We start from the raw sequence: 22,577 nt of genomic DNA on the forward strand, positions 1-22,577 counted from the left end.
GTCCCGGATACGCGGCGATTCATACGTTTGCTCAGGTCGGAGCGGTCGTGTGCCGCCGGCACGGACGACGCAGCAGCCCACCCGGGCCAACAGACCGGAGACCACCATGCCCCAGGCCACCGCCACCCTCGCGGCCCCTGCCGCCGACCCCTCCGCCGACCCCGACGGCGATCCGTCCGCGGGCGGTCCGGCGACACGGATCCGGCCGCGCGCGGGCAGCGAATTCGCACCACTGCTGCGGCAGGTCAGGGAACAGGGGCTGCTCGAGCACCGGACGGCCTGGTACGCCCGCGGCATCACCGTCAACATCCTTGCCCTCGCCGCAGTGATCACCGGCATGGCACTCGTCGGCCGCTCCTGGTGGGTGCTGACCCTCGCTCCGCTGCTCGCGGTCCTCTCCGCCCGCGCGGCCTTCTTCGGTCACGACGCCGGGCACGCACAGATCACCGCCGACCGCCGTGCGAGCCGGACGATCCAGCTGATCCACGCCGACCTGCTGCTCGGCATGAGTCAGGAATGGTGGAACGACAAGCACAACCGGCACCACGCCAACCCGAACCACGTGGACAAGGACCCCGATGTCGCCGCCGACATACTGGTCTTCACGCAACGGCAGGCCGAGGGGCGGGACGGTCTGTACGGGTGGCTGACCCGGCACCAGGCCTGGCTCTTCTTCCCGCTCACCACCCTCGAGGGCATCGCACTGAAGGTCTACGGATTCCGGGCCGTCTTCTCGCGCACCCGCCCCGCCCGCCTCCGGGGCCGCGCACGAACCCTGGAAGCGGCCCTGCTGACCGCCCACGTCGCCGGGTACGCCGCCCTGCTGCTGCTCACGATGCCGCCGGCACAGGCGCTGCTCTTCGCGCTGCTGCACCAGATGCTCCTCGGCCTCCACCTCGGCATGGCCTTCGCGCCCAACCACAAGGGCATGGAGATGCCCGACGAGGAACACGGCAGGGACTGGGGTCATCTGCGCCGGCAGGTCCTGACCTCGCGCAACATCCGTGGCGGGCACGTCACCGACTGGTTCCTCGGCGGTCTCAACTACCAGATCGAGCACCACCTCTTCCCGAGCATGCCGCGGCCGCATCTGCGGCTCGCCCGGCCCCTGGTGCGCGCCCACTGCCGCGCGCTGGGCATCCCCTATACCGAGACGGGACTCGTCGACTCCTACCGCCAGGCCCTGGCGCATCTGCACGAGGTCGGCGAACCGCTGCGCGAGACCGCATAGTGGAACCGTGGGACGAGCCCGCGCGTTCTCCCATCAGGAGCGGCCCAGGCCGCGAAGGAGGCGACGGAAATGTCGACACGCACGAAGATCGTGATTGGGGGAGTGGCCGTCGGCCTGCTCCTGATGCCACTGCTCGGTTTCTGGCTGTCCCTGCTGGTGATGGTCGGTGTCCCGACAGCGGCGTACTTCATGCTCGACCCGAGCCAGCGCCGCAGACTGCGCCGGGCCTCCCGCCGTGAGATCGGCCGCTGACACCGGCCGCACGGACCCCCGAGGGGCGGTGGCGGCCCGCATGCTCGACGCGGGCCGCAGCCGTGCGCCCGTCAGGCCGGGTGTACGGCCACCTGCTCCAGCGCATCGAGCAGCGACTGCAGTTGCGGACCCCGTTCCACCGGGATCACCTCGCACGGTTCGTCGTCCAGCAGGACGAACGCGATGTCGTCGGTCCGCGCGACCATCGACCAGCCCGGCCCGTCGGCACGGATGGTGCGCGCCCCGCCCGGTGCGAACGACGACCTGACCCGGCCGGCCGGGGGCGGCGTGTCGGCGTAGGCGCGAGCCTCCTTCAGCGCTCGGCGTACCCCCTCGGACAGCCGGGCGTCGTCCGCCTGCTCGGCAGCGGCGGCATCGTCGTCGCCGTCCGCGGAGCCGTCGTCCGGGGCGCGGTCGGAAAGATCCGCAGCGTCCCGCTCGGTCTCGTTCCCCGTCTGCTCCCGCCACTGCGCCCACTGCAGCGCCACCTCGTCCGCCCCGAGCCTGCGCTGGGCGGCCCCCCACGCATCCGTGTCGGGCGGGCTGAGCGGAGTCCGGTCGCCCTCCTCAGGGGCCGGGTCGTGCGGCGCCGGCAGGCCCGGCGCGGCCACCGCGAGCGCCAGGGGCCAGCCCGGCAGGGCCGCGACGACCGAGCGCTCGTCGGGGGAGAGGTCGTAGTCCATCCCGCAGTCCCACGACGCGATCGCGACCGCGACGAGAGACACGTCGTCGACCACGACCGTCCAGCGAGCGCCCCCCGAGTCCTGCCCGAGGACCAGGCCGTACCCCTCGGCGTACGGCTCGAGCGCCAGCGCCCCGCAGGCCGCCGGGTAGTCGTCTCCGAGCACACTGGGGAACTGGGCGGGCGTCATCAGCACCGCGGTCAGCACATACAGCGCGTCGTCGTCGACGGCCTCTTCCGCCCCGGCCACGGCAACCTCCCCATCCCGATCGTGTCGGCGCACCATAACCAGTGGGTAACCCGCACGTCGAGGGTTCGGCCCCGCCGGAGGGACCCTAAACCGGCCGGGACGGTTCCGCTCCGGGCAGTCCGAGGAGGCCGCGGGCGACCGTTTCCACCGGCTCGTCCCGCTCGCGGGCGAGGGCTATCACCGCGCGGCAGGCGAGCTCGTTGATCCCGAAGACGAGCGCGTCGGGAGCCACCCAGCTCGACGCCTCGTCTATCCGGTCCTCGTCGTCCTCGACGCTCGCCGTCACGTACGTCGCCGCGGCCTCGAAGACGTTGTGCTGCGGCGGACGCTCCCAGCCGGGTGGCTGCGCGGGCCGGACGGGACGCTGGGCGAAGAGCTTGCGGATCCGGGCGAACACGCGGACCACCTTCCCCGGAAGAGTGAGCGGCGCATGCCGCCGGACCTCTCAAGTCTTCCACCCCCGGGAGGAGTTCGAACGGCGGCGGGCGTATGTACGAACGGGCCGTGGACAAACGCCGTTGGCGCAGATGGTGAGTTCGGCCGTCGGCAGCGGGCTTCAGACCCCGGCCTCCTCCCGCACGGCGAGAGCGAGGAAGCGGTCGTCGCGGTCCGCGTAGGAGGTCATTCGCCATCCCGAACCGGCAAGCAGCGGCCGCAGGTTGGGCTCCGCACGCAGATCGTCGTCGGTGAGCGCGCGCCCGTGACGGGCGGCGAGCGCTGCCCGGCCGATGGGATGGAACAGGGCGAGGGCGCCGCCGGGGCGGACGACACGAGCCAGCTCGCGCAGATCGCCGGCCGGCTGCGGAAGGTGGGCGATCAGGCCGGCGGCGAACACCGCGTCCAAGGAGGCGGAACGCAGCGGCAGCCTGGCCACGTCGCCCAGCAGCAGGCGGCCGATGCCGTCCCGTCCGGCACGCCGGGCCTCGATCAGCATCTCGGGGGTGAGGTCGATGCCCAGTACTGTGCCCCGCGGGCCGACGGCGTCACGCAACGCCCCGAGCGCGCGGCCGGTGCCGCAGCCCGCGTCGAGCACCGCGTCGCCGGGGTGCAACCCGAGGTCGGCGACGGCGGCGGCATACGCCGGGCCGTCGTCGGGGAAGCGGCTGTCCCAGCCCGCGGCACGGGTTCTGAAGAACTCCTGGACGCGTGTGTGGTCGTCGGCCATGCGTACATGATCCGCCACGAACCAGGCGTGCGTCACGTGACCGTTCTGTGCACACGTTCGAGCCGTGCGCGATCGTTCAGAAACATCTCTCTGTCATATTCCATCAGCTTTCGAACTGCGCCCGGCGTGCGCTCCCCGGCGGACTAGCGTCCCTGGGCCATGGGACACCTGGACCACGCCGCATTCGGCATGCTGACCCCTGCGCTGTCGTACCTGATGGCAGTCATCGGCGCCGCCCTCGGGCTGCGCTGCACCGTGCGCGCCCTCGGCACCACCGGCCGCTCCCGGCGGAACTGGCTGCTCACCGCGGCATCCGCCATCGGCACCGGCATCTGGACGATGCACTTCGTCGCCATGCTCGGCTTCGCCGTGCGCGGCACCGACATCCGCTACAACGTGCCACTGACCATCCTGAGCCTGCTGGTCGCCATGGTCGTCGTCGGCGCGGGCGTCTTCTGCGTCGGCTACGGCAGCGACCGGGTGCGGGCCCTGCTCATCGGCGGCCTGTCCACCGGACTCGGCGTCGCGAGCATGCACTACCTGGGCATGGCCGCACTGCGCCTGCACGGCACCGTCCACTACGACCCGCTGCTCGTCGCCCTGTCGGTCGTCATCGCCGTGGTCGCCGCCACCGCCGCCCTGTGGGCGGCCCTCAACATCAAGTCGCCGATCGCGGTCGCGGTCGCCTCGCTCGTCATGGGCGCGGCGGTCAGCAGCATGCACTACACCGGAATGCTCGCCGTCGGCGTGGACGTGGCGCCTGCCGACCACGGGCTGCCCGGCGCCACCGCGATGCAGTTCATCTTCCCCCTCGCCGTCGGCCTGGGCTCCTACCTCTTCGTCACCGCGGCGTTCGTGGCCCTCACCCCGACGGCGGCCGAACGGTCCGCCTACGCCGCGGCCGGGGAGTACGACGACACCGCCGACGGCCCGGACGACACCGAACCCGCCGCGAAGAACGGCCCGCCCGCCCCCGCGCCCACCACCTCGGCGAACGCCTGACGAGCCGACGGCGCAGCCGTCAACAGACCCGTAACCGGAACGAGGAGGCCATGCGCACACCCCGCAGGACCCCCGGCGGCAAGACCCCGCCCCCACCCCCGCCGCACGGCGGCACCACTTCCCGCGGGCGACGCGCACACGCGGGGGCACCCGCGGTCGAACACACCGGCCAAGCCGCCCCGCGTTCGGAGCCCGCCCCGGGGCCGGTCCCCGCGAGCCGGCAGTCCGGCATGGGGCGCCTCGTCCCACGCCCCCGAACCGTGCGCGCGAAGATCATCTCTCTGCTGATGGTCCCCGTCCTGTCCCTGCTCGCCCTCTGGGGCTTCGCCACGGTGACGACCGCTCAGGACGTGGCGCGGTTGCGGCAGTTGCGCATCATCGACGAGCAGGTGAGCGATCCGGTGGCCGCGGCCGTCCTTGCGGTGCAGGCCGAACGGCGCGCGGCACTGCGCCAGATCGCCGCCCCTTCCCCCGAACGTGCCGCCGCCCTCGACACCGAGGTCCGGCGGACCGGCGACGCGATGCGCAGGCTCCGGTTCGACGACGGCCTGACCGTCGCCGCCGGCGGCGACGTGCCGCGCGAAGTGGCAGCACGGCTCGATGAGTTCGTCACCCTCGCCGACAAGCTGGCCCCGACCCGTACCTCCGCCGCAGCCGGCGAGGCCGACTGGAACGCCGCGTACGACACCTACAACGACGTCGTCGGTGCCGCGTTCGCCGTTGGCGGCTCCGTCGCGGGGATACAGGACAGCGGGCGGGCCTCCGACGCACGCGTGCTGCTCGAACTCGACCGGGCACAGGAGATGCTTGCGAGACAGGACGCGCTGCTGACCTCCGCCCAGGTCACCAAGTCCTTCGACGCCTCGCGGCTGAGGCTGTTCACCGGCGCCGCCGCCACCCGCACGGCGCTCGCCGACGCAGCGGCGGCGGATCTGCACGGTCCCGAACGCGCCGCCTGGCGCGAACTCACCGAGCAGAACGCCTACCGCGCGCTGCGCACGGCCGAGGACCGGGTGGCCGAAGCACCCGCCGGACGGCGTGCCGCCACGGCGGTGAACGCGGACACCTGGGAGCGGGCGCACGCCACCGTCAGCGCCGCGCTGCGCGACATCGGCGCCGATGCCCGCCGCAGTGCCGCCGACCGTGCCGACCCCGTGGCCGGCGGACTGCTGACCCCGGGCGGAGCGGCCGTGCTCCTCGGACTGGTGGCCGTTGCGGCGGCCCTGGTCATCTCCGTACGCATCGGCCGCGCCCTCGTCGTCGAACTCGTCACCCTGCGCAACAGCGCACTGGAGATCGCCCGGCGCAAACTCCCGCAGGCAATGCGGCGGCTGCGCACCGGCGAACAGATCGACATCCGGGCCGAGGCGCCCCCCGGAGCGCCGTCCGACGACGAGATCGGCCAGGTCGGCGAAGCGCTCGGCACCGTGCACCGCGCCGCACTGAGCGCCGCCGTCGAGCGCGCGGAACTCGCGGGCGGCATCTCCGGCGTGTTCGTCAACCTCGCCCGTCGCAGCCAGACCCTCGTCCACCGCCAGCTCACCCTGCTCGACGCCATGGAGCGCCGGGCCGACGACCCGGGCGAACTGGGCGACCTGTTCCGGCTCGACCATCTCACCACCCGGATGAGGCGCCACGCCGAGAGCCTCATCATCCTGTCCGGCGCAGCACCCGGCCGCGCATGGAGCACGCCCGTTCCACTGACCAGCGTCGTGCGCGCGGCCGTCTCCGAGATCGAGGACTACGCACGCGTGGAAGTCCGGCAGCTCCCCGAGACGGCCGTGCTCGGCGCCGCCGTGGCCGACATCACCCATCTGCTGGCCGAACTCGTGGAGAACGCCGCCCAGTTCTCGCCGCCCCACACCAAGGTGCGTATCAACGGCGAACCCGTCGGCAACGGCTACGCGCTGGAGGTCGAGGACCGCGGGCTCGGCATGGGCAAGGAGGCCCTGGCCGAGGCCAACCGCAAACTGGCGGAGTCGGAGGCGCTCGATCTCTTCGACAGCGACCGGCTCGGACTCTTCGTCGTCAGCCGCCTCGCCGCACGCCACGGCATCAAGGTGCAGCTGCGCACCTCCCCGTACGGAGGCAGCACCGCGGTGGTGCTGCTCCCCACGGCCTTGCTGCAGGGCCAACTGCCCGCGGGCAGTGGAGCGCGGGCGCCGCTTCCGGAGGACCGGGACGCCCGCCCGCTGCCGCGCACCGGAACGCCGGCTACCGGCCGGCCGCCGGAGCGCACCACTGCGCCCCGGTCCCAGGATCCGCGCCGGCCCGCACCCCGGCAGATCGGGGCCGAGGCGGACGAGGAACGGTCCCGCCCCCGTCCGGCGCCCCGCGCCGTCCGCTCCGCGCCGAGGCTCCAGTCCGGGATCCCGGCCGGACCGCAGCCCCAGGCGGCCGCTCCCGGCCGACCGCCCGCCGATGCCCGGCAGCAGGCTCCCGAGCCGCCCGCCGTACGCGCCCTTCGGCTGCGTGACGTTCCCCAGCCGGCAGCCGACGGCGAACTTCCCCGCCGCGTACGTCAGTCCCACCTCGTCCCGCAGTTGCGCGAGAAGCCGCCGGCCGACCGGGCGCGCCCCGGCCAGCACCAGGACGGCGCCGACGACCGCACACCCGAACTCGTCCGCGACCGGATGACCGCCTACCGCAACGGCTGGGCGAGGGGCGGCGGCGCCGCGCCCGGATCGCCCGTCCCGGGCAGTGAACCCGTACCTGGCAGTGAAGGAGACCGAGCATGACCGAGCACGAGTCAGCCGTGGCCCACTACCGATTCGGCGACCTCGACTGGCTGCTGGACGACCTCGTCCTGCGCGTGGGCGAGGTCCGGCACGCGGTCGTGCTGTCCAACGACGGACTGCCTGTGGGCGCCTCCAACGGGCTCACCCGGGAGGACGCGGAGCACCTCGCCGCTGTCGCGTCGGGCTTCCACAGTCTCGCGAAGGGCGCGGGACGCCACTTCGGCGCCGGCGGCGTTCGGCAGACGATGGTGGAGATGGACGACGGCTTCCTGTTCGTGGCCGCTGCCGGCGACGGCTCCTGCCTCGCCCTGCTCACCGCGGTCAGCGCAGACATCGGGCTGATCGCCTACGAGATGGCCCGCCTCGTCAGCCGTGTCGGCGAGCATCTGCGCACGCCGGCGCGTACCGGCGCGCAATGAACGGCTCCGCACCCGAGCCCGTCGGCAGCCAGTGGTACGACGCCGACGCGGGACCGCTGGTGCGCCCTTACGCCATGACCGGCGGGCGGACCAAACCCGGGCCCAGCAACGTGCGGTTCGACCTGATCGCGCTGGTCGTGGTGGACGACGACGCACCAGGTTCCGCCGAGGACTCCCTCCTCGGCCCCGAGCACCGCACCCTCCTGGCGCTCTGCCGCTGCGAGACACAGTCGGTCGCCGAGCTCGCGGCCGACGCCGACCTGCCCGTCGGCGTCGTGCGCGTACTCCTCGGAGATCTGCTCGAAGCCGGATATGTGAAGGTCAGCCGCCCTGTGCCGCCCGCACAGCTGCCGGACGAAAGGATCCTGCGTGAAGTCATCGAGGGCCTGCGTGCCTTGTGACGGAGGGCGCCCCGAGGACGCCGGGGCAGCGGCCGGACGGGACCGCTCAGCCCTGGGGCCCGTCGGCGCGCAGCCACTCGTCCCTGGTCACGGCGTACTCGACGTCACCGAACTCGGAGCCTTCGATCTCCTCCGGCCACTCCTCGAAGAAGGTGCGGACGTAGCGGAGTCCCGACTTCTCCATCACATGCCGCGAACGCACGTTGACCGTCATCGTGTTGGCGGTCACGCGCAGCACGCCCAGCTCCGTGAATCCGACGCGGATCAGCGCGCGCGAACCCTCCGTCGCCAGCCCGCGGCCCCAGGCGTCGCGGGACAGCCGGTAGCCCAGCTCGACCTCCTCGCAGCTGTCGTCGGCGAGCGGACGGAAGACGAACCACCCGAGGAACGTCTCCCGCGCGCCGCGCTCGTACGCGGCCCAGTGGCCCCGTCCGTCCGCCGCGCCCAGGCCCTCCAGGCACGGGTAGCGGTGCAGAAGGCGCGGCATCGCCGTGCGCAGCACCTCCTCGCGGGTCGTCCCTGCACCACCGTTGATGTAGCGCATGACCTCCGGGTCGTTGTTGACGGCGAGCACACGGTCCGTGTCGGACTCGTCGAAGGGCCGCAGCGTCATTCGGCCGGTCTCCAGGAAGGCACGCATGCCGCGATCCTGTCCCTCCGCCGTACCGCCCGCCAGCGAATATCCGTGGCCCCGCGCCGCCCGGCGCACTCGCCCGAACCGGCGGAGATCCGCCCCCAACCCGCCCGAGCACCCCTGGGAGAAGCGACCGATGGCCTCCGACAGCATTGACACCAACGCCGGGGACACCACTGCCCTCGCGCTGAAGATCCTGGTCGCGGGCGGCTTCGGCGTCGGCAAGACCACGCTCGTCGGCGCCGTGAGCGAGATCCGGCCCCTGCGCACCGAGGAACGGCTCAGCGAAGCCGGCGCGAGCGTCGACGACACCGAGGGCGTCGCCCGGAAGACCACCACGACCGTCGCCATGGACTTCGGCCGCATCACCATCCGCTCGGGGCTGTCCCTCTATCTGTTCGGCACCCCCGGCCAGGACCGGTTCTGGTTTCTGTGGGACGAGCTGTCGCAGGGGGCGCTCGGGGCCGTCGTCCTCGCCGACACCCGGCGCCTCAGCGACTGTTTTCCCGCCGTGGACTACTTCGAGCACCGCCGCATCCCGTTCGTCGTCGCGGTGAACTGCTTCCCGGGTGCGCGGTCGTTCGGCGCGCACGAGGTCGCCCGCGCGCTCGACATCGACCAGGGAACGCCCGTCGTGCTGTGCGACGCGCGCGACCGCGACTCGGGCAAGGAGGTCCTCGTCCGCCTCGTCGAGTACGCGGGCCGGATGCACACCGCCCGGATGCTGGACACCGTCGGATAGGGCCGTCAGGGCGGTGCGCTGTGGCTTGCGGCCGCACCTTGCCCTGCGACGCCGCGTGCGAAAGGCTTACGGGCGAACGCGAGGCCACGGGGAACGTACGAGTGGGGAGGGACAGGCAATGGCGTTGGACAAGGGACTCGACTGGCTGCTGGACGACCTGACCGAGCGGGTCGACCACATAAAGCACGCACTCGTGCTCTCCAACGACGGCCTGGTCACGGGAGCGAGCACCGGCCTCGCGCGCGAGGACGCGGAGCATCTGGCGGCCGTGTCCTCCGGGCTGCACTCCCTCGCACGCGGGTCCGGGCGGCACTTCAGGGCCGGACGGGCACGCCAGACGATGGTCGAGTTCGACGAGGCGCTGCTGTTCGTGACGGCGGCCGGCGAAGGCAGCTGCCTGTGCGTGCTCAGCGCTGCCGAGGCCGATGTCGGCCAGGTCGCCTACGAGATGACGCTGATGGTCAACCGGGTCGGCGAACACCTCGGGGTGGAAGCACGCCAGCCCGGCAGCACCACCATCTGACCTGCGGAAACAGGGTTATCCACAGGCTCTGCGGAGTGTCGCCGCCGCGAGCTAAGGTCGTCACCGAGAGTTGTTCACCGCTCACGGGGGAGACCATCATGACGAGGCAGTACACCGCATCGGCGGCCACGGACGCGCGCACGTTCACACTGGACGGGGCCGCACGGAAACTGGAGCTGAGGCGCGGCGAAATGGACCTCGCCGTTCGGCTGGGCCATGTGCGCGCCGCTCCGGGGGCGAGCGGCGGTCCGCCGCGGATCGCCGGCGTGGAGATCGACCGGCTGCGTGGCGCCCCGGGGTTCCCCGACGCGCTGCGGCAGCGGGTGAGGACGGTCGGCACCCGGGAGGGGGCCGAGTGCGTCGCCGTCAGCCCGCACCGCTTCACGGGCCTCGCCCGCACAGGCCACTTCACCCCGGCTCGCTTCTATCTGAACCGCTATCGCGCCGTCGTATGGCTGTATCTCGCCGATGAGCTGCGTGAGTTCGCCCGGGACCATGCGGAGTTGCTGACCGGGCGCACACCGCCGGCGGTGCGTGCCGCCCTGGACGCCGGGGAGGACCGCCGGCCGAGGAACTGGCGGGGACGGCGGCTCGGGCTCCTGCTGCGGGCCACCACCGATCCCTGGGCGAGGGCCGCTGCCATCGCCTCGGTGCTCGACCCGGTGGCGGTGGCCGACGTGGTCCCGGACCCTTACGAGCGCTCGCACCTGCGGGTACTGCAGCCCGACATGCTGTCCGGCAGACCGGAATCGCCGGCCGCCCGGGAGCTGGTCGACCGACTGCTGGTGGCGGACCACCCCGACGAGATCCTGTGGCACCGGGTGAGCCTGGCACAGGCGCTGCGCGAGGCCAGGGCACTGATGCCCGCGCCCAGACCCGCGCCGGTGAGCGGGCAGCGCCCACGGGCAGGGGCCTGGCACCGCCCGCTCCCCGCGGCCGGGGGGCCCGGGCGGGGACCGCGGAGCCCGGCCGCGCCGTCGGTGCTGCGCCGCACGCCCCGCGCGCTGCTGGACCGCCTCCGCGGCCGCGCCCCGCTGCGGCCGGCTGACACGGGTGTGAAGCAGGACTGTTGGCCCGCTTAAGAAATCCTCGATGGACGCGACGCTCCGAGCTGGGCAGATTGGAGCCCGTCCACTGGCCGGAGCCGTATTTTCGTTAATCGGTCAGTCCCGTCACCCCGCCTGGAGCCGCACCGATGAAGGCACTTGTCAAGCAGCACGCCGAGCCCGGCCTGTGGCTCATGGACGTGCCGGAGCCCGAGACCGGCCCCGGCGACGTGCTGATCAAGGTGCTGCGCACCGGGATCTGCGGCACCGACCTGCACATCAGGTCGTGGGACGGCTGGGCGCAGCAGGCCGTCACCACGCCCCGCATCCTCGGTCACGAGTTCGTCGGCAAGGTTGCGGCCGTGGGCGCGGACGTGACCGACATCGCCGTCGGTGACGTCGTCAGCGGCGAAGGCCACCTGGTCTGCGGGAAGTGCCGCAACTGCCTGGCGGGTCGCCGTCATCTGTGCCGCAGCACCGTCGGTCTCGGCGTCGGCCGTGACGGCGCGTTCGCCGAATACGTCGCCCTGCCCGCGTCCAACGTCTGGGTGCACCGGACCGAGGTCGACCTCGATGTCGCCGCGATCTTCGATCCGTTCGGCAACGCGGTGCACACCGCACTGTCCTTCCCGCTCGTCGGCGAGGACGTGCTGATCACCGGCGCGGGACCCATCGGCATCATGGCCGCGGCCGTCGCCCGCCACGCCGGAGCGCGCAATGTGGTGATCACCGACGTGAGCGAGTCCCGGCTCGAGCTGGCCCGCAAGGCCGGCGCGACCCTCGCGGTGAACGTGGCGGAGACCGACATCGCCGCGGCCCAGCGGCAGCTCGGCCTCAAGGAAGGGTTCGACATCGGCCTCGAGATGTCGGGCCGCCCCGAGGCCATGCGGGACATGGTCGACAACATGACGCACGGCGGTCGGATCGCGATGCTCGGTCTGCCCGCGCAGGAGTTCGCCGTCGACTGGTCGAAGATCGTCACCTCGATGATCACCATCAAGGGCATCTACGGCCGCGAGATGTTCGAGACCTGGTACGCCATGACCGTCCTTCTGGAAGGCGGGCTCGACCTCAGCCCGGTCATCACCGGCAGCTACGGCTACCAGGACTTCGACGCGGCGTTCGACGAGGCGGCCACCGCCCGCAGCGGCAAGATCATCCTCGACTGGACCGTCTGACTCCGCGTCTCACCGAGCAACAGCCCCAAGGAGAATCCTCATGTACGCGTCCGTCCGCGACGACCTCCGCGCCACCCTCGACGAGATCCGCGAGGCCGGTCTCCACAAGCCCGAGCGCGTGATCGGCACCCCGCAGAGCGCATCCGTCGCCGTGACGTCCGGCGGTGCACCCGGCACCGTGCTCAACTTCTGCGCCAACAACTACCTCGGCCTCGCCGACCACCCCGACGTCGTCGCCGCCGCCAAGGACGCGCTCGACCGCTGGGGCTACGGCATGGCGTCCGTCCGCTTCATCTGCGGCACCCAGGAGATCCACAAGGAGCTCGAGCAGCGCCTGTCCGCGTTCCTCGGACAGGAGGACACGATCCTCTACTCCTCCTGCTTCGACGCCAACGGCGGCGTGTTCGAGACCATCCTCGGCCCCGAGGACGCGGTCATCTCCGACGCCCTCAACCACGCGTCCATCATCGACGGCATCCGCCTCTCGAAGGCCCGCCGCCACCGCTACGCCAACCGCGACCTGGCCGACCTGGAGCAACAGCTCAAGGAGACCCAGGACGCCCGCCGCCGCCTCATCGTCACCGACGGCGTCTTCTCCATGGACGGCTATGTCGCCCCCCTCGCCGAGATCTGCGATCTCGCCGACCGCTACGACGCGATGGTCATGGTCGACGACTCGCACGCCGTCGGCTTCGTCGGCCCCGGCGGCCGCGGCACCCCCGAACTGCACGGTGTGATGGACCGCGTCGACATCATCACCGGCACCCTCGGCAAGGCCCTCGGCGGCGCCTCCGGCGGTTATGTCGCCGCCCGCACCGAGATCGTCGAGCTGCTGCGCCAGCGCTCCCGCCCCTACCTCTTCTCCAACTCCCTCGCCCCCGTGATCGCCGCTGCCTCCCTCAAGGTCCTCGACCTGCTGGAGTCCGCCGGTGACCTGCGCGAGAAGCTCGCCGCCAACACGGCACTGTTCCGCACGAAGATGACCGAGGCCGGTTTCGAGATCCTGCCCGGCGACCACGCCATCGCCCCCGTGATGATCGGCGACGCCGCCGAGGCAGGCCGAATGGCCGAGCTGCTGCTGGAGCGCGGCGTCTACGTCATCGGCTTCTCGTACCCGGTCGTCCCCATGGGCCAGGCACGTATCCGTGTCCAGCTGTCCGCCGCCCACTCCACCGAGGACGTCGAGCGGGCCGTCGCGGCCTTCATCGACGCGCGTGAGGTGCTCAAGGGCTGACGCGAAGAGGGTCGGCCCCGGCTGGCAAAATGGCTGGGTGATCGACCCTCGCCGGCTGCGCATTCTGCGGGCCGTGGCTGACCACCGTACGGTGACCGCCGCGGCCTCCGCGCTGTACCTCACCCCGTCCGCCGTCTCCCAGCAGCTCAACGCCCTGGAACAGGAGACAGGCCACACCCTGCTCATTCGCAGCGGCAAGGGCGTCACCCTGACGGCCGCCGGGGAGATCCTTCTCGCCCACACCCACACCGTGCTCGCCCAGCTCGAGCGCGCCGAGGCCGAACTCGCGGCGTATGCGGGCGGTGCTGCGGGCGAGGTGAGCGTCGCCGCGTTCGCGACCGGCATCGCCGAGGTGGTCGCCCCTGCCATAGGGCGTCTCGCCGGCGACCACCCCGGAATCCGTGTTCGCGTTCGGGACGCCGAGGGCGACGAGAGTCTGCCGCTCGTCCTCGACGGCGAGGCCGATCTTGCTGTCGCCGTCGAATACCGGGGTGCGCCCGGCGCCGACGACCGGCGGCTCGCGCGTGTGGCGTTGTACGCGGAGCCGTTCGACGCCGTCCTGCGCCGCGACCATCCGCTGGCGGTCGGCACCCGGGTGGAGCTCGCAGCATTCGCCGACAGCGACTGGATCGGCCCCTACCCCGGCAACCCGTGCCACGACATGGTGCTGCTCGCCTGCGAACTGGCCGGTTTCCAGCCCCGCGTCGTGCACTCCTCCGACGACTTCCGTGCCGTCGTCGCGCTTGCCGGGGCGGGCGCGGGCGTGGCCCTCGTCCCGCGCTCGGCGCTGCGCGGCATGGAGCTGAGGGACGCCGTCGTCCGGCCGGTGTCGGGGCCGGCGGCGACCCGTCGCGTCTTCGCGGCCGTGCGCAGGGGTGCGGAGACCCATCCGCTGATCCGCCCGGTCCTCGATGCCCTCGCCCATACGGCGGCCACCCAGTCCACCGGCTGACGTCCGCCGCTACCGCGCGGCCGGGTCGCCCTCGGTCTCCATCGCCTTCTTCAGGTTGTCCAGCGTCGTACGGATGTTGCGGCGCTGGAAGTCGGCGAAGGTGTGCCCGCGGGTCGCGGCCCTGTCGAAGGCGTTCGCCAGAGAGTCGGGCCAGGCACGCCGGTCGTCGGTCCATGTCTCCGTGACCAGCGTCCCGCCGCCGTCGGCCGGTGCGAAGCGGTACTCCCAGGTCGCGATGGAGCCGGGCAGCAGCGGCCGCCGCCGCCCGATGGCCCGTACCCGGAACGCGAACCGCTCGCCCGGATCGGCGGCGGTGACCGTGCATCGTGTTGTCCAGTGCAGCCGTCCGCGGGTGTTCCGGCCGTCGAAGACCATGCCCACGTGGGCCTGCTCGGAGCCGTCACGCACGGTTGCACCGCGGTTCTCGGGGCTCCAGCGCCCCATCAGGGTGGGGTTGCTGACCTGGGCGTAGATCGTCGATGGGCTCGCGTCGATCACGACGCTGTCCGAGACGGTGAATATCCGTGCCATCCGTGCGACTCCGATCATCGAGGCCGCCCGACGCTATCGCGTTCCCGTCGACCGCCTCGCCGCGGGGGGCCTGCGTGCGCGTCAGCGCGACGCCCACCAGCACCACGACCATCCCCGCCACCACCCGCGCGCCGATCTCCTCGTCCAGCACGATGGCGCCCAGTGCGACAGAGACGACAGGCAGCAGATAGCCGACGCTGGCGGCCGTCGTCGGTCCCTCGTCGGCGATGAGCCGGTTGGTGAGGGCGAACGTGAAGCCGGTGGCGAGGATCCCGAGAGCGACGACGGCGATCACACCGGTCATGGAGACGGAGCCCTCGCCAGGGCCCGACAACGGAACGGCCACCGCGCCGAACCCGCTCGCCGTCAGGAGTTGCGCCGCCGACAGTGCCAGTGGGCCGCCACGGTGGCCCGTGAGCTTGCGTGCCATGTAGGCGAAGGCCACCGCGTAGCTGAGTGCCGCCCCGAGAATCGCCAGGGCTCCCCAGCCGACCTGCCCGCCCCCCTGCCACGGCGCGAAGATCAGCAAGGTCCCTCCGAACCCCAGCAGCAGTCCGGCGAGCCGCACTGGGCGGATTCCTCGCTCCGAGCCGATGAGCAGGCCGATCAGCAGGGACCACAGGGGAGTTGTGGCGTTGAGGACGCCGGCCACGCCCGAGTCGACCGTCTGCTGGCCGATGCTGAACAGGGCGAACGGCAGCGCGTTGCAGAAGAACGCCGCGATCAGCAGCCGGCCCCACGTCGTCCGGTCCCGCGGCAGTCGATGCCCCGCGAAACGGCTGAGCAGGACCAGCGTGAGCGCGCCGAGCGCGCAGCGCACGAAAGTGATGACGCCCGGGGACAGGCCTCCCGAGAGCGCGAGTTCGATCCACAGGAATGCCGATCCCCACAACAGGGCGAGCACCCCCATCCGCAGTGCCGTGCCACGGCCGCCCCTGAGCATCCCGGTCATCTCCCTCGTCGGCGTTTCTCGTCCCTCGTCCGGAAGTCCACGGTGCCCTGCCCGATTCGGTATGACCAGTGAAAAGTTGTGCATCCACCGTTAACCTGTACTACATGCTCGATGTGCGACGTATGCAGGTGCTGAGGGCCGTGGTGACCAGCGGATCGGTGACGGCGGCGGCTTCCCATCTCGGCTACACCCCGTCCGCGGTGAGCCAGCAGGTGGCCGCGCTGGAGAAACAGGTGGGCCTCGATCTGCTCGAACGGGTGGGCCGAGGGGTGCGCCCCACCGCGGCCGGGCGGCTGCTGACCGAGCACGCCGCGCTCATCGGCAAGAACATCGCCGAGGCCGAGACGGCGATCGCCGACCTCAAGGCCGGCCGCACCGGGCGCCTGTCGGTCCGCTACTTCGCGACCGCCGGGGCCACGGTGGTCGCCCCCGCCCTGGCACGGTTCCGGCGGGACCACCCCGGTGTCCGGGTCGACCTGGCACTCGGGAACCCCGACGACCCGCTCGGCGACGTCCGCCGGGGCGGCGCCGACGTCGCGCTCGTGGTGCGCCAGGACGGGGAGCCCGGCGGCGACCTGCACTTCGAGCACCTGGTCGACGACCCCTACCGCGCGGTGCTTCCCAAGGGCCATGCGCTGGCGGCCAAACGGGTGCTCGACCTGGCCGATCTCGCCGACGAACCCTGGGTCGGCAACGAATGGCCGACCGGGCCATGCCTTCAACTCGTCCTCGATGCCTGCGGCGCGGCCGGCTTCAGCCCGGACTTCGTCGTGGAGAGCGAGGACTACACCACCGCCCAGGGGTTCGTGGCCGCCGGACTCGGCATCAGTCTGATGCCGGTCATGGGCATCGGGAACCGGCACCCGGGCGTGGTCGTGCGCCGGGTCCGGGGCCCCGAACCGGTCCGCGCCATCCACGCCGTCGTACGACGGTCCCACACCGCGGGACCCGCGCTGCGCGGCCTCCTCGACGCCCTGCGGGAGGCCGCACAGCCGTAGCGGGTGTCCGGCGGGTCGGAGCCGGACACCCCCTGGTCCGCACTACGGGTAGCTCACCAGGTTGGCCACATTGGTCGACGAGTTGGACGGTCCGCCCCGGTCGTTGATCACATGCCGGATGGTTCCGGTGCCTCCGAGGGAGACCGTCACCATGTTGCGGAAGCGCACGTTCGGATTGTTCGGGACCTCGAAGGCACGCTCGGCCGTCACGCTGTTGTTGACGTTGAAGAAGCAGTAGCTGCCGAGTCCGTAGGCCTCGTGGCTCGTCACCGAGTCCGCGACCTTGTACGCGGCGTAGCCCTGCGTCGAACCGTTCATCCACGCCGCCTGATTGGGCGGGTCGTAGGGCATCTCGTTCTGGTAGAAGTACGTGCGCCCGCGGTTGCCGTTCCAGATCGTCTGGTGCTTCTGGTAGTGCTCCACGAACAGGCCGTACATCGTCACGTCGTCGCCGTTGACGATCAGTCCGGTGTCCGCCGTGTTGGTGTTCCAGCCGATGCCGGAGCCGTGGTCGCCGCGCCAGATCCACATGTGGTCACCGATGACATGGTCACTGTTGACCACCAGGCTGGTCGTGGCCTTGCCCACTGCCGCGCCGCCGACGCGGAAGTACACGTCGTGCAGCGAGGTCGGGTTGGCCGCGTGGGATGCGGAGGAGCCGGAAGGGCCGATCTCCATCAGTGTCCGCGAGTTGGCCGTGCCCGCGTCGAAGAGGACACCTGCGATCTTCACGCCGTCCACGTCCGCGACCGTCATGGCCGTGATGCCGTTGTCAGGGATGAACGTGGCCAGCCCCAGGCCGAGCACGACGGTGTCGGGCCGGGTCACTTCGAGTGTCTGGTTCAGGTGATAGACACCGGGAGTGATTAGGAGGTTCTTGCCCTCCGCCAGGGCTGCGTTGATCTGTGCGGCGCTCATGCCCGGCTTGACGACGAAGAACTGGTCGATGCCGAGCGAGGTGCCCGGCGCATTGCCGCTCGCCCACGTGGTGGCCGACGAGTCGGACCGCAGGGACGGCACGAACACCTTGTAGGCGCCGGCGTTGTCCACGTAGAGGAAGGGCTTCTCGCGGACCGTCGGGGTCCGGTCGACCGTGGTGTACGGGGGGTTCGGGAAGGTGTTGCCGGGCACGCCCTGACTGCCGACGAACACCATGTTCCAGTTGGACCCCGTCCAGCTGCCCAGCTGGGAGTTGCGGGTCAGCCACTGCTGCTGGGTGCCGGAGCGCACCTGTCCGTCGATCTTGGAGTCGGCCATGAAGCCGCCGCTGGACCAGCCTCCGTCGCTCAGCTCCAGGTTGCCCCGCACATGCATGCGCCGGTAGCCGGACGCCTGTGAGACCGCCCAGCGGTCCGTGCCGCCGCTCGGGTTCACCGACAGGTTCTCCGCGCCGCGCCAGAAGTTCTGGGTGGCGTTCTGCGGCGGGAACCAGTCGGCCTCGACATGCACCGCACCGTTGATCGTGACCGAATCGGGCGACGGGCCGAGGCCGAGGACCTGGGTGTAGAAGCCGACGTTGACGTCGTTGTTGTACGTGCCGGGCTTGAACATCACCGCGTAGCGCTGCGAGCCGAACTGGTTCGTCTCCTGCTGCTGGAAGATCGAGTTCAGTCGGCTCTGGATGGTCGAGGACGGCATCGACGGATCGAAGACGGCCACGTTCGGACCGAGGTCCACATCACCGGGCGATGTGCTCACGGGCGCCACCTGGAATCGCTGGGCCGCCGATCCGTTGCAGGTGTACTGCACCAGCTGGACACTGTCGGCCGTCGACGCGGACGGTACGTCGAGGCATTTGCCGCTGTGCCGGTTGACGAAGTGGTACGCGCCGCCGCCTTCGTCCACGGCCTGCCACTGCTGATTGTTGCCGCCGCCGTACGCCCACAGATGCACGGCAGCGTTGTCGGCGGTGGACACGTCGCTCACGTCCACGACCTGACCCGCGTCGTTGCGGTTCTCGATCCGCACATGGCCGTCGCTCGTGGCGGTGAAACGCCACTGCTGGGCTGTGGAGTTGTTGCATGCGTACTGTTGCACCGCCGTGCCGTTGGCCGTGGCAGCGGAACGTGCGTCCAGGCACTTTCCGCTGCCGTTGTTGACCACGGTGGTCCAGCCGGTCGGCGGTGCAGCGGCGGTACCCGCGGCACCCGACGGCGGCGCGGCCTGCGACGACGGCAGGGCGACGACGGCGGAACAGACGGCGGCCGCCGCGGCCAGCGTCGCGGTGAGGGGCCGTATCCGGCGGGCACGCGCGAAGGCGTGCCTGCCGACAGTGGTCGTGCGCTTCGTTCTGAGCACATCTACTCCTGTGCGGGTGACGGCTGTGTGGGGGGTTGGGCGGGGTCAGGCGGTGCTCGGTGCCGTCCACTTCTGGTTGGCCGCTCCGGTGCAGGTCCACAGCTGGAGGCGGGTTCCGTTGGCCGAACTGTTGCCGGTGGCGTCGAGACACTTGTTCGCTTGAGAGTTGACGATGTCCCGTGCGGCATTGGCGTCCCAGCGCTGTGCGGCGGAGCCGTTGCACTCCCACAGCTGCACGACCGTTCCGTCGGCGGTGCCGCCGGAGGCAGCGTCGAGGCACTTGCCCAGGGCCCTGACGGTGCCGTCGCTGCCGACGTTCCACTGCTGCGCAGCGGTGCCGTTGCAGTCGTAGAGCTGTACGGGAGTCCCGTTGGCGGTGTTGGCGCCTGCGACGTCCACGCACTTGCCGCCGATTCCGGTGATCGGACCGGTGCCCGCGGGACTGTCGCCCGTGGTGACGCGCACGTAGTCGACGAGGAGTTGCTGCGGGAAGACGGTGCCGCCGTCGGGGTCGCCGGGCCAGTAGCCGCCGACCGCGAGGTTCAGGATCAGGAAGAACGGCTTGTCGAACACCCATTGGCGGCCGCCGAGATCGGCCGGGGTGCGGGTCTGGTAGACGTTTCCGTCCACGGACCAGGTCACTTTGTTCGGCGACCAGTCGACGGCGAACGTGTGGAACGCGTCGGCGAACGCCTGCCCGCCGGGCAGCGTGTAACCGGCGCCGATGCCTCCGGAGCCCGAGTAACCCGGGCCGTGGAGCGTGCCATGGACGGTCGACGGCTCGAAGCCGACGTTCTCCATGATGTCGATCTCACCGGAGGCGGGCCATCCGACCTGGCCTATGTCGTTGCCGAGCATCCAGAACGCCGGCCACATGCCCTGGCCGCGCGGCACCTTCATCCGCGTCTCGACATGCCCGTACGTGGTGGTGAACCGGCCCGCGGTGTTGAGCCGGGCCGAGGTGTACTCGCAACGCCCGTACCAGCACTGGTAGTCGGCCGGGTTCTCCCGTCGGGCGGTGACGACCAGATGACCCTGGCCGTCGAGCGCCGCGTTGCGGTTGCCCGCCGTGTAGTACTGCCGCTCGTGGTTGTTCACGTTGTCGCCGGTCTCGATCTGCCACTTGCCGGTGTCGACCGCCGATCCGGCGGGTCCGTCGAACTCGTCGGAGAACGTCACGGCGGCGGCCGCCGCCGGCGCGGCGGACGAGGTGTCGCGGGCGGGTGTGCCGCCCAGGAGGCCGGTGCCGAGCGCGGCGATCGTCGCTAAGGACACGAGGGGGGCGAGGAGGCGCCGGGGGAAGCGCGGGGAGTCCATGACTCTCCCTTCCGGGATGTGAGGGAGGAAGGGGGTCTGTCATGAATATGACAGACAGGACGCAGGGGTGTGCGAGGGCCTGCGTCGACAGGGTGGGGGATTAGTTCAGTACGTGATTTAAGAAGTGAACTAAGTCGCTGTCAAGGGCTTGGTCTGGACCGCCGTCCCGTCGGCTCCTGATGCCGCACCCGGCCTGGGCGTTCCCGATAGAACCCTTCTGCAATAGCGCGCGCTTGCAAGTAAATGCGGATGCAATTATTGTGGACGCTCGTAAGGCGCTCTCGCATTCCTTTGGAAGGGTTCTCCCATGCCTCTCGCGCTTCTGGCTCTGGCAGTCGGGGCCTTCGGTATCGGCACCACAGAGTTCGTGATCATGGGGCTGCTGCCCGACGTCGCGGCCGATTTCGGAGTCTCGATCCCCACCTCCGGGCTGCTGGTGACCGGCTATGCCCTGGGCGTGGTGGCCGGCGCCCCCCTGATGACCGCACTGGGCACCAAGGTGTCCCGCAAGCGGATGCTGATGGTGCTGATGGGCCTGTTCGTCCTCGGCAACCTCGTCTCCGCCCTCGCGCCCACCTTCGGGATGATGCTCACCGGCCGGATCGTGGCCTCCCTCGCACACGGCGCGTTCTTCGGCATCGGCGCCGTCGTCGCCGCGGAACTGGTCGCCCCGGACAAGAAGGCCGGAGCGATCGCGATGATGTTCACCGGCCTGACCGTCGCCAACGTCGTCGGTGTTCCCGGTGGCACCCTGATCGGCCAGTCCCTCGGCTGGCGCGTCACCTTCGCGCTCGTCGCCGCCCTCGGCGTCATCGGCCTGGCCGGCATCGCGAAGCTCGTTCCCGACCTGCCCACGCCCCAGGGGGTGCGGCTGCGCCACGAGCTGGCCGCGTTCAAGAACGCCCAGGTCCTGCTCGCCATGGCGATGACCGTTCTCGGCTTCGGCGGTGTGTTCGCCGCCATCACCTACATCGCCCCGATGATGACCGAGGTCGCCGGCTTCGCCGACTCCTCCGTCACCTGGCTGCTGGTCCTGTTCGGCGCCGGCATGGTCGGCGGCAACCTGCTCGGCGGACGCTACGCAGACCGGCACCTGATGCCCCTGCTCTACGTCACGCTGACCGCGCTCTCCGTCGTGCTGGCCCTGTTCACTCTCACCGCACACCACAAGGTGCTCGCCGCGATCTCCATCGTGCTCATCGGCGCACTCGGCTTCGCGACCGTCCCGCCGCTCCAGAAGCGGGTCCTCGACCAGGCCCACGGCGCACCCACCCTCGCCTCCGCCGTCAACATCGGCGCCTTCAACCTCGGCAACGCCCTCGCCGCGTGGCTCGGCGGCATGGTCATCGCCGCCGGCATGGGCCTCACCGCCCCCAACTGGGTCGGCGCCGCCCTCGCCGCCGCAGCCCTCCTCCTGGCCGTCCTCTCCGCCGCCCTCGAACGCCGCAGCCTCACGAGCAGCAGCGGCACGGGCCGCGTCGTCACCGGCTCCGTCACCGAGGCGGCCCGGCCGGCCCCCGCCGCCCACCACTGATCCACCAACCGCTCCACCACTTCACCGACAGGAACAGGAACCCCCCTCATGAGCACCACTGTCACTGACGTCGCCCCGCTCACCACCCAGGACGCGGAGACCCTTCTCGACGCGGCCCGCACCGCCGCCGACGCGGCCCAGGTCACCGTGGCCGTCAGCGTCCTCGACGCCGGCGGAAACCTGCTGGCCTTCCGGCGTGACGACCGGGCCGTCCTGATCGCGGGGGAGACCAGCACCCGCAAGGCGTACACCGCCCTCCAGCTCGACAGCGCGACCGCCGATCTCGTCGACGCCGTCCAGCCCGGCGGACCGTTCCACACCCTGCCCACCGCCCTCGACCGTCCCCTGCTGTTCATCGCCGGCGGCGTCCCCGTCCACCGCGACGGCCGGCTGATCGGCGCGATAGGCATCGGCGGCGGCGCCCCGGAGCAGGACCACGCCTTCGCCACGGCGGCTGTGGACGCTCTCGCGGCCGACACCCTCGGCTGACCCGCGGGC

23 protein-coding genes are annotated in these 22,577 nt (G+C 71.3%); 15 read left to right on the forward strand and 8 right to left on the reverse strand.

All coding sequences use genetic code 11. The features are described from left to right. Positions 1-106 precede the first annotated feature (106 nt). Entirely contained in the window at positions 107-1,231 is a 1,125-nt protein-coding gene (locus AC067Z_RS15230; protein ID WP_478789969.1) for a fatty acid desaturase family protein, read from the forward strand. Between the two features lie 69 nt (positions 1,232-1,300). After that, complete coding sequence (locus AC067Z_RS15235; RefSeq protein ID WP_478789970.1) at positions 1,301-1,483, forward strand: hypothetical protein; 183 nt, start codon at positions 1,301-1,303, stop codon at positions 1,481-1,483. A 71-nt stretch (positions 1,484-1,554) separates the two neighbouring features. On the opposite strand, the gene AC067Z_RS15240 is transcribed toward AC067Z_RS15235, so the two are convergent. From AC067Z_RS15240 to AC067Z_RS15250, 3 genes are all read right to left on the reverse strand, one after another. Further along, positions 1,555-2,415 (reverse strand): hypothetical protein, encoded by an 861-nt coding sequence (locus AC067Z_RS15240; protein WP_478789971.1) that lies wholly within the window; start codon positions 2,413-2,415, stop codon positions 1,555-1,557. 85 nt (positions 2,416-2,500) lie between these two features. Next, on the reverse strand, positions 2,501-2,821 hold the full coding sequence (locus tag AC067Z_RS15245) for a hypothetical protein (protein WP_478789972.1): 321 nt from the start codon (positions 2,819-2,821) through the stop codon (positions 2,501-2,503). Between the two features lie 150 nt (positions 2,822-2,971). Next, positions 2,972-3,580 (reverse strand): class I SAM-dependent methyltransferase, encoded by a 609-nt coding sequence (locus AC067Z_RS15250; RefSeq protein WP_478789973.1) that lies wholly within the window; start codon positions 3,578-3,580, stop codon positions 2,972-2,974. A 159-nt stretch (positions 3,581-3,739) separates the two neighbouring features. Between AC067Z_RS15250 and AC067Z_RS15255 the strand changes: the two genes are divergently transcribed. From AC067Z_RS15255 to AC067Z_RS15270, 4 genes are read left to right on the forward strand one after another with little or no spacing between them, the layout of a single operon-like run. Next, positions 3,740-4,582, forward strand: coding sequence for an MHYT domain-containing protein (locus tag AC067Z_RS15255; RefSeq protein WP_478789974.1), 843 nt, complete (start codon positions 3,740-3,742; stop codon positions 4,580-4,582). A 50-nt stretch (positions 4,583-4,632) separates the two neighbouring features. Beyond that, positions 4,633-7,320 (forward strand): sensor histidine kinase, encoded by a 2,688-nt coding sequence (locus AC067Z_RS15260; RefSeq protein WP_478789975.1) that lies wholly within the window; start codon positions 4,633-4,635, stop codon positions 7,318-7,320. After that, positions 7,317-7,739, forward strand: coding sequence for a roadblock/LC7 domain-containing protein (locus tag AC067Z_RS15265; RefSeq protein ID WP_478789976.1), 423 nt, complete (start codon positions 7,317-7,319; stop codon positions 7,737-7,739). The genes AC067Z_RS15260 and AC067Z_RS15265 overlap by 4 nt, the downstream gene beginning before the upstream one ends. Then, the gene (locus tag AC067Z_RS15270; RefSeq protein ID WP_478789977.1) at positions 7,736-8,140 is read left to right on the forward strand and encodes a DUF742 domain-containing protein; all 405 of its coding nucleotides are present in this window, start codon (positions 7,736-7,738) and stop codon (positions 8,138-8,140) included. The genes AC067Z_RS15265 and AC067Z_RS15270 overlap by 4 nt, the downstream gene beginning before the upstream one ends. A 46-nt stretch (positions 8,141-8,186) precedes the next feature. On the opposite strand, the gene AC067Z_RS15275 is transcribed toward AC067Z_RS15270, so the two are convergent. Continuing rightward, complete coding sequence (locus AC067Z_RS15275; protein WP_478789978.1) at positions 8,187-8,780, reverse strand: GNAT family N-acetyltransferase; 594 nt, start codon at positions 8,778-8,780, stop codon at positions 8,187-8,189. A 130-nt stretch (positions 8,781-8,910) separates the two neighbouring features. Between AC067Z_RS15275 and AC067Z_RS15280 the strand changes: the two genes are divergently transcribed. The 6 genes from AC067Z_RS15280 to AC067Z_RS15305 all read left to right on the forward strand — a co-directional run bounded on the left by AC067Z_RS15280 (position 8,911) and on the right by AC067Z_RS15305 (position 14,449). After that, the gene (locus AC067Z_RS15280) at positions 8,911-9,516 is read left to right on the forward strand and encodes a GTP-binding protein (protein WP_478789979.1); all 606 of its coding nucleotides are present in this window, start codon (positions 8,911-8,913) and stop codon (positions 9,514-9,516) included. 118 nt (positions 9,517-9,634) lie between these two features. Then, complete coding sequence (locus AC067Z_RS15285; protein ID WP_478789980.1) at positions 9,635-10,039, forward strand: roadblock/LC7 domain-containing protein; 405 nt, start codon at positions 9,635-9,637, stop codon at positions 10,037-10,039. 98 nt (positions 10,040-10,137) lie between these two features. After that, positions 10,138-11,121, forward strand: a complete 984-nt coding sequence (locus tag AC067Z_RS15290; protein WP_478789981.1) for a DUF6397 family protein — start codon at positions 10,138-10,140, stop codon at positions 11,119-11,121. A 113-nt stretch (positions 11,122-11,234) separates the two neighbouring features. Continuing rightward, positions 11,235-12,263 carry an L-threonine 3-dehydrogenase gene (gene tdh / locus AC067Z_RS15295; RefSeq protein WP_478789982.1) on the forward strand — a complete coding sequence of 343 codons (1,029 nt, stop codon included), beginning with the start codon at positions 11,235-11,237 and terminating at the stop codon, positions 12,261-12,263. A gap of 40 nt (positions 12,264-12,303) precedes the next feature. Then, positions 12,304-13,497 carry a glycine C-acetyltransferase gene (locus AC067Z_RS15300; RefSeq protein WP_478789983.1) on the forward strand — a complete coding sequence of 398 codons (1,194 nt, stop codon included), beginning with the start codon at positions 12,304-12,306 and terminating at the stop codon, positions 13,495-13,497. A gap of 37 nt (positions 13,498-13,534) precedes the next feature. Beyond that, the gene (locus AC067Z_RS15305; protein ID WP_478789984.1) at positions 13,535-14,449 is read left to right on the forward strand and encodes a LysR family transcriptional regulator; all 915 of its coding nucleotides are present in this window, start codon (positions 13,535-13,537) and stop codon (positions 14,447-14,449) included. 9 nt (positions 14,450-14,458) lie between these two features. On the opposite strand, the gene AC067Z_RS15310 is transcribed toward AC067Z_RS15305, so the two are convergent. After that, on the reverse strand, positions 14,459-14,947 hold the full coding sequence (locus AC067Z_RS15310; RefSeq protein WP_478789985.1) for an SRPBCC family protein: 489 nt from the start codon (positions 14,945-14,947) through the stop codon (positions 14,459-14,461). After that, on the reverse strand, positions 14,850-15,932 hold the full coding sequence (locus AC067Z_RS15315; protein WP_478789986.1) for a DMT family transporter: 1,083 nt from the start codon (positions 15,930-15,932) through the stop codon (positions 14,850-14,852). Before AC067Z_RS15315 ends, AC067Z_RS15310 begins: the two co-directional genes overlap by 98 nt. Before the next feature lie 104 nt (positions 15,933-16,036). Here AC067Z_RS15315 and AC067Z_RS15320 point away from each other — a divergent pair, with 104 nt between their 5' ends. Beyond that, the gene (locus AC067Z_RS15320; RefSeq protein WP_478789987.1) at positions 16,037-16,930 is read left to right on the forward strand and encodes a LysR family transcriptional regulator; all 894 of its coding nucleotides are present in this window, start codon (positions 16,037-16,039) and stop codon (positions 16,928-16,930) included. 42 nt (positions 16,931-16,972) lie between these two features. On the opposite strand, the gene AC067Z_RS15325 is transcribed toward AC067Z_RS15320, so the two are convergent. Then, positions 16,973-19,168 carry an RICIN domain-containing protein gene (locus AC067Z_RS15325; protein WP_478790180.1) on the reverse strand — a complete coding sequence of 732 codons (2,196 nt, stop codon included), beginning with the start codon at positions 19,166-19,168 and terminating at the stop codon, positions 16,973-16,975. Positions 19,169-19,273: 105 nt separating this feature from the next. Then, a complete protein-coding gene (locus AC067Z_RS15330) occupies positions 19,274-20,545 on the reverse strand; it encodes a ricin-type beta-trefoil lectin domain protein (protein WP_478789988.1) in 1,272 nt (423 codons plus the stop codon). A 307-nt stretch (positions 20,546-20,852) separates the two neighbouring features. Between AC067Z_RS15330 and AC067Z_RS15335 the strand changes: the two genes are divergently transcribed. Further along, positions 20,853-22,079, forward strand: a complete 1,227-nt coding sequence (locus tag AC067Z_RS15335) for an MFS transporter (protein WP_478789989.1) — start codon at positions 20,853-20,855, stop codon at positions 22,077-22,079. 48 nt (positions 22,080-22,127) lie between these two features. After that, entirely contained in the window at positions 22,128-22,568 is a 441-nt protein-coding gene (locus tag AC067Z_RS15340; protein ID WP_478789990.1) for a GlcG/HbpS family heme-binding protein, read from the forward strand. Positions 22,569-22,577: the final 9 nt, after the last annotated feature.

The sequence above is a fragment of the Streptomyces sp. NPDC043812 genome, from assembly GCF_056436245.1.